General features: G+C 70.0%; 8 protein-coding genes. 4 read left to right on the top strand and 4 right to left on the bottom strand.

Annotation, left to right across the window (positions count from 1 at the left end; genetic code table 11):
- The 3 genes from ABNT58_RS09195 to xth all read left to right on the top strand — a co-directional run.
- Window positions 1-638 (top strand): amidohydrolase family protein (locus tag ABNT58_RS09195; RefSeq protein WP_348753191.1); only part of this gene is annotated, 638 nt, incomplete at its 5' end.
- Between the two features lie 75 nt (window positions 639-713).
- On the top strand, window positions 714-2261 hold the full coding sequence (locus ABNT58_RS09190) for a methyl-accepting chemotaxis protein (RefSeq protein ID WP_348753190.1): 1548 nt from the start codon (window positions 714-716) through the stop codon (window positions 2259-2261).
- Between the two features lie 333 nt (window positions 2262-2594).
- Complete coding sequence (xth, locus tag ABNT58_RS09185; protein ID WP_348753189.1) at window positions 2595-3359, top strand: exodeoxyribonuclease III; 765 nt, start codon at window positions 2595-2597, stop codon at window positions 3357-3359.
- On the opposite strand, the gene ABNT58_RS09180 is transcribed toward xth, so the two are convergent.
- Together ABNT58_RS09180 and ABNT58_RS09175 are read right to left on the bottom strand one after the other, a co-directional pair.
- Complete coding sequence (locus ABNT58_RS09180) at window positions 3360-4754, bottom strand: chemotaxis protein CheW (protein WP_348753188.1); 1395 nt, start codon at window positions 4752-4754, stop codon at window positions 3360-3362.
- Between the two features lie 11 nt (window positions 4755-4765).
- The gene (locus ABNT58_RS09175) at window positions 4766-6505 is read right to left on the bottom strand and encodes a PAS domain-containing methyl-accepting chemotaxis protein (protein WP_348753187.1); all 1740 of its coding nucleotides are present in this window, start codon (window positions 6503-6505) and stop codon (window positions 4766-4768) included.
- 131 nt (window positions 6506-6636) lie between these two features.
- Between ABNT58_RS09175 and ABNT58_RS09170 the strand changes: the two genes are divergently transcribed.
- Window positions 6637-7053, top strand: coding sequence for a PilZ domain-containing protein (locus ABNT58_RS09170; RefSeq protein WP_348753186.1), 417 nt, complete (start codon window positions 6637-6639; stop codon window positions 7051-7053).
- Window positions 7054-7086: 33 nt separating this feature from the next.
- Here the strand turns inward: ABNT58_RS09170 and ABNT58_RS09165 are convergent, their stop codons facing one another.
- Window positions 7087-8634, bottom strand: coding sequence for a methyl-accepting chemotaxis protein (locus ABNT58_RS09165; protein WP_348753185.1), 1548 nt, complete (start codon window positions 8632-8634; stop codon window positions 7087-7089).
- Between the two features lie 43 nt (window positions 8635-8677).
- Window positions 8678-9355, bottom strand: a 678-nt coding sequence (locus ABNT58_RS09160) for a methyl-accepting chemotaxis protein (protein WP_348753184.1), incomplete at its 5' end; no start/stop codon positions are given.

Raw genomic sequence — 9355 nt, 5'->3', positions numbered from 1 at the left:
GCCAGCTGGCCGCGGCCGGCGTCACCGCCATCCACAACCCCTTGAGCAACCTGCGCCTGGGCTCGGGCGTGGCGCCGGTGCGCCGCATGGTGGAACGTGGCTTGCGCGTGGGCCTGGGCAGCGACGGCGCCAACACCTCCGACACCCAGAACCTGTTCGAGGTGGCGCGCATCGCGGCCTACCTGTCGCGCATCGTCGGCGCCGACGAAACCCGCTGGATCACCGCCGCCGAGGCGCTGCGCATGGGCACCCTTCACAGCGCGCATGCGCTGGGCTGGGGCGACCGTCTGGGCCGGCTGGCGCCCGGCTGGCAGGCCGATCTGGTGCTGCTGGACCTGGCCCAGCCCATCTACGTGCCGCTGCGCGATGTACTGCGCCAGCTGGTGCACGGCGAAAACGGCGCCGCGGTGACGCACGTGCTGGTGGCCGGCCGCGTGGTGGTGGAGCACGGCCGCCTGCTCACGCTGGACGAAGCGGCGCTGCGCCGACAGGCCCAGGCCGCCGCCGAGCGGCTGGATGCGCTCAATGCCGAAGGCCGCCACCTGGCCCAGGCGCTGCGCCCCTGGATCGGCGCCTTCTGCTGCGGCATCGGTCAGCGGCCCTTCCACCTGCAAAGGCGGCTGCCGCCCGGCGGTTGATCACGCCCGCCGATCCGCCCGCCTTCAAGTCCGCGCGGCGGCGGTCGATACCGTCACGCACACTGGAGAAGCGTGATGTCGGTAAAGCTCTCGATCGGTCGGCAACTGGCGTTGGGGTTCGCGCTGGTGCTGGGTCTGGTGGTGACGATGGCGTCGGTCGGCCTGCTGCGTCTGCAGGCCAGCCAGGCGGAAACCCACGAGATGCTGGACGTGCCCTTGCGCAAGGAACGCCTGGTGAGCGACTGGTTCGCGGTGGTCAATGCCGGCACCCGCCGCACCGTGGCCATCGCACGCAGCGCCGATGCTTCGCTGGCAGCCTTCTTCGCCGAAGACGCCAAGGCCAGCACCGCCCGCAACAACGAGCTGCAGAAGTCCATCGAGGCGCTGCTGGACGGTGACGAGGAAAAGAAGGTGTTTGCCGCCGTCAGCGCGCACCGCAAGGACTTCATCACGGTGCGCGACCAGATCATGCAGCACAAGCGCGACGGCAAGAACCAGGAGGCGCTGACCTTGCTGGAGCAGCGCTTCCAGCCCGCGGCCGCCGCCTACCTGGACAGCATGACCCAGCTGGTGCAGCTGCAGCGCAAAGACCTGGACGCCCGCGCCGCGGCGCTGCAAGCCACCAATGAGCGCAGCAGCCTGATCCTGCTGTCGCTGGCGGTGCTGGCGCTGCTCACCGGCGTGGCCCTGGCCTTCACCATCACCCGCCGCATCGCCGGCCCGCTGCAGCAGGCCTCGCAGGCCGCCCAGCGCGTGGCCGCGGGCGACCTGACGACCTCGCTGGCCTCCAACCGCAGCGATGAGGCGGGCGAGCTGCTGCGGGCGCTGGAGCACATGCGCGGCCAGCTGGTGACGCTGGTGCGCCAGGTGCGCAACAACGCCGAAGGCGTGCTCACCGCCAGCAGCGAGATCGCCAACGGCAACATGGACCTGAGCGAGCGCACCGAGCAGCAGGCCTCGGCCCTGCAGCAGACCGCGGCCACCATGGAAGAGCTGAGCGCCACCGTGCGCCGCAATGCCGAGAATGCCCAGCATGCCAACCAGCTGGGCGGTGAAGCCTCGCAGGTGGCGGTGCGCGGCGGCGCTGCGGTCAAGCAGGTGGTCGACACCATGCACGAGATCCAGCAAAGCAGCCAGCGCATCACCGACATCATCGGCACCATCGACGGCATCGCCTTCCAGACCAACATCCTGGCCCTGAACGCGGCGGTGGAAGCCGCCCGCGCCGGTGAACAAGGCCGCGGCTTTGCGGTGGTGGCCGGCGAAGTGCGCATGCTGGCCCAGCGCAGCGCCGAAGCCGCGCGGCAGATCAAGGGCTTGATCAGCGACAGCACCGGCAAGGTGGCCCAGGGCAGTGCCCTGGTGGAACAGGCCGGCGTGACCATCAACGAGGTGGTGGGCGTCATCGGCCGCGTCAGCAGCATGGTGGCCGAGATCAGCGTGGCCAACGGCGAGCAGAGCCAGGGCGTCGGCCAGATCGGCCAGGCCGTGAGCCACCTGGACGTCTCCACCCAGCAAAACGCCGCCTTGGTGGAGCAGAGCGCCGCCGCCGCGCAAAGCCTGAAGCTGCAGGCGGCGCAGCTGGTGGAAGCGGTGTCGGTGTTCAAGTTGGCCGAGCGCTGAGGCCATCGCTTCGGGTGCGCGCCTCGCGGTCGCCTCGGGATGCGCAACGGGCTTGGGCGCCGCCGGTGCGGTGCAAAGGTGGTTCGACCCATGCAGCGATGGCGTGTCCATCTTCAGGTCTTCGCAGCAGACACCTGGCGCCGGTTCTGAGCACCCGCAAGGACCTCGCCATGCAGCGAGGCCAGGTTCTACAAGGTCTGGCGCCCAGCGTATCGCCCGCGCAGTGAGCGCGCGCGGCCGAGGGCAGTTGTTGCGAAACGCCAGCCCAGACGAGTGTCCGCTTGTAGGATGGCGACACCCCACCGCACGCCAACCCAACCGCGCAGGACTCCCTTGAAACTCGCCACCTGGAACGTCAACTCCCTGGCCGTGCGGCTGCCGCAGCTGCTGGACTGGCTGGCCCAGCACCAGCCCGATGCGGTGGTGCTGCAGGAAACCAAGCTCACCGACGACAAGTTTCCGCATGAGGCCTTGAGCGCCGCCGGCTACCACCCGCAGTGGTTCGGCCAGAAGACCTACAACGGCGTGGCGCTGCTGTCGCGCACGCCGGCCGAGGGCATCGTCAAGAACATCGTGGGCGTGGAAGACGAGCAGGCCCGCGTGATCGCCGGCACCGTCGAGGGCGTGCGGGTGATCGGGGCCTACTTTCCCAACGGCCAGGCGCCGGGCAGCGACAAGTTCGCCTACAAGATGCGCTGGCTCGATGGCCTGCGCGCCTGGCTGGCGCAGGAGATGGCGGCGCACCCGCAGCTGGTGCTGATGGGCGACTTCAACATCGCGCCCGAAGACCGCGACGTGCACGACCCGGTGGCCTGGGCCGGGCAGATCCACTGCACGCCCGAAGAACGCGGCCACTTCGCCGCGCTGCTGGAGATGGGCCTGGTCGATGCCTTCCGCCTGTTCGAGCAGCCGCCCAAGAGCTGGAGCTGGTGGGACTACCGCAACCTGGCCTTCCGCAAGAACCAGGGCCTGCGCATCGACCACATCCTGGTGAGCCCCGCGCTCAAGGCCCGCGTGACGGCCTGCCACATCGACAAGCTGCCGCGCAAGAACGAGCGGCCCAGCGACCACGCACCGGTGGTGGTGGAACTGGGCTGATCAGGCCACCCGGCCCTGCAGCGCCACCACCGGGTAGCTGGCGCGCTCGCCATCGGTCTGCACCGTGATCACTTCCACCAGCCGGCCGCGCAGGCGCAGCCGGTGCCGGCTGGCGGTGCTGCGCGGCACCATGGCCTTGACACCGCCGATGGGCAAGGCGCTGAGCTGCCCGCCCTCGCGCACCACCACCAGCTGCCGCGCGGCCTGGGGTTGCAGGCCCACCAGGGCATCGGCCAGCGGGCGCACCGGCACCGCCTGTTCGCGCCAGTGCAAGGTGGCCGGCAGGCCGGCATCCAGCCGCGGCCGCAGCTCGGCGGGCAAGGTCACCACGGCCTGCACCCGGTCGACCTCGGCCGCAAAGGCACCGCCGGCCTCGAACACCATGTAGGCCGGCGCGCCGGCCCCGGCCGCCAGCGCGCCCTGCCCGTGCGCGGCTGCGTCGTCGCGGGCGCTGATCGCGGTTTCGCCATAGCGCGCCATCAAGGCCTGCACGTCGATCAGCTGCAGCAGCGCATCGCCTTCCACCCGGCGCTGCAGCACCAGGTCGCCGGGCGCGTCGGCGCGGTCCGGCACCTCGGCCCAGCGCGCCATCGCCAGCACCTCCTGCACCACCAGGCCGATGGCCCGGTCGCCCGCGCAGACGATGCACCACCAGGCCGGCGTGCCGGCCTCGGGCAGGGCCTGCAAGGCGCCGCACAGGTCGACCACCGGCACCAGCCGGCCGCGCCATTCGCACAGGCCCAGCACGCCGTCGTGGCTGAGCAGTTCCTTGCGCAGCGGCAAGGGACGCAACAGCTCGCCCACCTGCGCCGCAGGGATGGCCATGCGCGCATCGCCCACGCGAAAGCAGGCCCAGCGGCTGCCGGCGGCGGCCTGGGGTGGCGGCTCGGCCACGGCCGCGGCCTGAACATCCACCTGCGAGTCGGCCTGCGTCACCCACACCGCCGCCAGCGCCATCAGCCGCTGCACATCGACCACCGGCACCGCCGGCTCACCTTCGGTGAACACGGCCGCGCTGTGGAACAGCTCGTCCGGCCGATCGTCATGGAACAGCCGCTGCACCCGGCCGGCCGGCAGGCGCTGCACGCCCACCACGGCCTCGACGGCCAGGCCGATGCTGTCGGCGCCGTGCTGCAGCAGCAGCACCAGGCCGCCCTTGGCGGGCAGCGCCGGGTCGCCGGCCGCATCGTCAGCGTTCAGCCAGGGCGCCAGGCTCAGCACCGGCAGCACCTGGCCGCCGGTCAGGCTCATCAGCCCTTCGATGGCACCGGCGCGGCGCGGCATCGGCTGCAGCGTGGCCGGCCGCGGCACCGCCTGGCGCACGGCGGCGCTGTCGATGGCCACGAGGCGGCCCTGCGTGCGCACCAGCGCATGTACGGTGGCGGTGGCAGGCATCAGGACTGCGCTCACGCGTTGTGCGAAGAGATCTGCAGGTCCAGCAGCAGGCTGGTCACGTTCTGCGTGGCGGTGGCCTGCTCGGTGGTGGCGCCGTGAATCTTCTGGATCGACTGCGTGGTGTCGTTGACCGAGCGCTGAATGCGGGCGAAGGCCTGCTCCACCTCCTGCGACAGGCGGCCGCCCTCGCCCACGCGCATCACGGTCTCGTTGATCAGCTTGGAGATCTCGCGCGTGGCGCGGGCCGACTTCTCGGCCAGCTTGCGCACCTCTTCGGCCACCACCGAAAAGCCCACGCCATGATCGCCGGCACGCGCCGCCTCGATGGCCGCGTTGAAGGCCAGCAGATGGGTCTGGCCGGCGATCTCGCTGATGGTGTCGATGATCTCGGTGATGCCCTGCGACGAGGACTGGATGGCGATGATCGATTCGCGCGAGCGCTGCAGCAGCTGGCTGCCGTCGTCGGCCTCGCGTTGCGTTCGGCTGGCCAGTTCGGTCGATTCCTGCGAGCCTTCGACGATGCGGCTGATCGAGCCCGACAGTCCGTCCATCACGCCCGAGATGGCGGACACGTTGTTGGCGATGGACTGCTCGCGGTTGACCTGGGCGGTGATCTCCATCGCGAACTTGACCACCTTGTACGGCTTGCCATCGAGGCCGATGATGGGGTTGTAGGTGGCCTGGATCCACACCTCGGCGCCATGCTTGCCCACGCGCCTGAAGCGGCCCATCTGGAACTGCCCGTCGTTCAGGTCCGACCAGAAGTCGCGGTACTCGCGCGACTTCACGAACTCGTCATCGCAGAACATCGCATGGTGCTGGCCCTGCACCTCTTCCAGCGTGTAGCCCACCGCGCGCAGGAAGTTGGCATTGGCACTGAGCACGTTGCCGCGCATGTCGAACTCGATCACCGCCTGCGAGCGGCCGATGGCTTCCAGCTTCGACTGCGCCTCGGCCGTGGTCAGGCGCTCCTGCGTCACGTCGGTGGCGAACTTCACCACCTTCGAGGGCCGGCCCGCGGCATCGAAGATCGGGTTGTAGGAAGCCTGGATCCACACCGGCTTGCCGTCCTTGGACAGCCGCCGGTACTCGCCGGCGTTGAATTCGCCGCGGCCCAGCCGTTCCCAGAAGGCGGCGTACTCGGGCGAGCGTGCAAAGCCCGGCTCGCAGAAGATGCGGTGGTGCTGACCCACCACTTCTTCCAGCGCATAACCGAAGGTGCGCAGGAAGTTGTCGTTGGCGGTGAGCACCTTGCCGGTGAGGTCGAACTCGATCACCGCCTGCACGCGGTTGAGGGCCTGCATGCGGCTGGCCACGTCGGCACCCAGGGCCTTGGCCGCGGTCATGTCGGTCGCGAACTTGACCACGCCCACCAGGGTGCCGGCGCCGTCGTACACCGGGTTGTACGAGGCCTGCAGCCACACCGGGCGGCCATCGCTGGCCACGCGCATGAACTCGCCCGAATGCGTCTGGCCCGAAGCCAGGATCTGCCAGAAGGCGGCGTACTCGGCCGAGCGGCCGTAGGCCGGGTCGCAGAACATGCGGTGGTGGCGCCCGATCACTTCGCCCCGTTCATAGCCCATGACCCGCAGGAACACCTCGTTGACCTCGGTCACATGGCCGGTGAGGTCGAAGGAGATGAGGGCCTGGATCTTGTCGAGGGCGGCGTACACGCCTTCGGCAAAGGCGATGCTGGGGGAAGCGGGGTACTGCTGAGACACGGTGGCTTTCGTGTAAATGCCGGCAGACACGCCGGACGTGCCCTCCTTATCGACACCCGCGGCAAGCCTTTGAGAGGGGGAAGGTGAATATCCACTTACAGCGGCACGCAAGCTCGGCCGCTGCCGGCCGATAACGCAGCAGCAGTACCGTCAGGCCCTTCATGAACCCACTTTCTCCTTCCCGGCCGCGGCCGGACAGCCTGGCCCATGCCTTCGGCACCGGCTCCGGCCAGACCGAAACCGCCAACGAGTTGCGCCGCCATCGGCGCGCCCGCGCCAGCTGGCCCGCGCGCCTGCTCAACAAGGGCGGCGCCATCATCCCAGTGACGGTGTGCGACGTGTCCGAAGGCGGTGTGGGCCTGCTCACGCCGACCGGCCTGCCGCTGGGCCTGATGCTGGACCTGGCGGTGTCGGTGCCTCATCCCGAGGACCGCAGCCGTTGCCTGCCGGTCACCGCGCGTGTGCGCGTGGTGTTCGCCAGCTTCGTGGGCTCGCAGTGCCGCATCGGCGTGCAGTTCGTGGCGCTGCCCACGCCGGCCCGCCTGGGCATCCGCCAGTACGTGCTGAGCCACAGCTGAACAAGCTGGCCGCTTGCGCGGCCAGCCCGCTCGTCAAGCCGCGGTGCGGAAGCGCTGCACCACACCGGCCAGCTGGCCGGCCTGCGACTTCAGGCTCTCGGCAGCGGCGGCCGACTGCTCCACCAGTGCGGCGTTCTGCTGCGTCATCTGGTCGAGCTGGGTGACGGCGGTGTTCACCTCGCCGATGCCCTGGCTCTGCTCGGCGGCCGAAGCGGTGATCTCGCCGATGATGTCCGACACCCGCTGCACGCTGGCCACGATCTCGTTCATCGTGCGGCCGGCGTCGCCCACCAGCCGGCTGCCCGACTCCACCCGCTCCACGCTGGCGCCGATCAGGCTCTTGATCTCCTTGGCGGCCTCGGCGCTGCGCTGGGCCAGGCTGCGCACCTCACCGGCCACCACCGCAAAGCCACGGCCCTGCTCGCCGGCGCGGGCCGCTTCCACCGCGGCGTTCAAGGCCAGGATGTTGGTCTGGAAGGCAATGCCGTCGATGGTGCCGATGATGTCGGCGATCTTCTGCGAACTGGCCTGGATCTCGTCCATGGTGGAGACCACCTGCGTCACCACCTCGCCGCCGCGCTGGGCCACCTGCGCCGCCGAATGGGCCAGCTGGTTGGCGGTGCTGGCGGCATCGGCGCTCTGGCGCACGGTGCCGGTCAGCTGCTCCATGCTGCTGGCCGTCTGCTGCAGGTTGCTGGCGGTCTGCTCGGTGCGCATCGACAGGTCGGCATTGCCGCTGGCGATCTCGCTGGAGGCCAGCTGGATGCTGTCGGTCGACTGGCGCACGCTGCCCACCATGCCGGCCAGCGCATCGTTCATGTCGCGCAGCGCCTTCATCAGCGCGCCGATCTCGTCGCCGCGGTGGGTGTCGATGTGGCGGGTGAGGTCACCGCCGGCGATGGCATGGGCCGTTTGCACCGCCTCGTCCAGCGGGCGCTGGATGCTGCGCACCAGCATCGCGGTGGCCAGGCCACCCAGCACCACCGTCAGCAGCGCCAGGCTGCCGGCGATCAGGTGCACGCGGCTGCGGGCGGCCGCGGCCGCGGCCGCGGCGGCTTCGGCCTTGCGGCGCTGCAGCTGACCGAACTCGTCGATGCTGGCCAGGTAGGCGGCCACGGCCGGCTGGTATTCGTTCTTGACGATGGCCAGGACCTTCTCGCGGTCGCCGGTGGCGGCCGCCTCGCGTGCCTTGGCGCTGGTGGCCAGCACGGCCTTGCCCTGGGTGGCCAGCACCGGGGCCAGCTTCTTGTCCTCGGGGGAGTCGGCCTTCTTCATCAGCGACTCACGCAGCTTGGTGATGAAGGGCGCGTCCTTGGCGATGTTCTCCTTGAACATCTCGTTGACCGTGGGGTCGGTGCTGACGATGGCGGCCTGGGTGCGCGCCACCGCCGTCTCGGTCAGTCCCTTCCACATCACCGACTGCTCCACCAGCTCATGGTGGTGCGCCTGGTCGTCCAGCGCCTCGTCGGCGATGCTGGTGGCCTGGTGCAGCGCAATGCCGGCACCCACCAGCATCACCAGCTGGACGGTACCCACCACGCCCCACAGCTTGCCGGACAGGCGCAGGTTCTCAAATCTCATCAATGTCTCCTCACGGTATGGAAATGGAAATGGGGCGGACCGTTCAGGCGCCCACGCGAAAGCGCGAGACGGCGCTGGACAGGCTCGCGGCCTGGGTCTTCAGGCTCTCGGCCGCCGCGGCGGATTGCTCCACCAGGGCCGCGTTCTGCTGTGTCATGTGATCGAGCCGGCTCACGGCCTGGCTGATCTCGCCGATGCCCTGGCTCTGCTCGGCGGCCGAGGCGGTGATGGCGCCGATGGTGTCGGCCACCCGCTGCACGCTGGCCACGATGTCCTGCATCGTGCGGCCGGCATCGTCCACCAGCCGCGTGCCCGATTCCACCCGCTCGACACTGCTGCCGATCAGCGTGCGGATCTCGCGCGCGGCCTCGCCCGAGCGCTGCGCCAGGCCGCGCACCTCGCTGGCCACCACCGCAAAGCCGCGGCCCTGCTCGCCGGCGCGGGCCGCTTCCACGGCCGCATTCAGCGCCAGGATGTTGGTCTGGAAGGCGATGCCGTCGATGGTGCCAATGATGTCGGCGATGCGGCGCGAGCTGGCCTGGATCTCCTGCATGGTGTGCACCACCTGGCCCACCACGCTGCCGCCGCGCTGGGCCACTTCGGCCGCCGAATGGGCCAGCTGGTTGGCCGTGTCGGCCGCCTGCGCGCTCTGCTGCACGGTGCCGGTCAGCTGCTCCATGCTGCTGGCCGTGTGCTGCAGGTTGCTGGCCGCCTGCTCGGT

It is taken from the genome of uncultured Aquincola sp. (genome assembly GCF_964001545.1).
Taxonomy (GTDB): Bacteria; Pseudomonadota; Gammaproteobacteria; order Burkholderiales; family Burkholderiaceae_C; genus Aquincola.
Note: the sequence above shows the minus strand (reverse complement) of the source record. Positions and strands in the feature narration are given on the sequence as shown.

Excerpts from the sequence above, each read along its gene's own strand:
- ABNT58_RS09190 (WP_348753190.1), top strand. The coding sequence starts at position 714 with ATGTCGGTAAAGCTCTCGATCGGTCGGCAACTGGCGTTGGGGTTCGCG.
- ABNT58_RS09180 (WP_348753188.1), bottom strand. The coding sequence starts at position 4,754 with ATGCCTGCCACCGCCACCGTACATGCGCTGGTGCGCACGCAGGGCCGC.
- ABNT58_RS09170 (WP_348753186.1), top strand. The coding sequence starts at position 6,637 with ATGAACCCACTTTCTCCTTCCCGGCCGCGGCCGGACAGCCTGGCCCAT.
- ABNT58_RS09165 (WP_348753185.1), bottom strand. The coding sequence starts at position 8,634 with ATGAGATTTGAGAACCTGCGCCTGTCCGGCAAGCTGTGGGGCGTGGTG.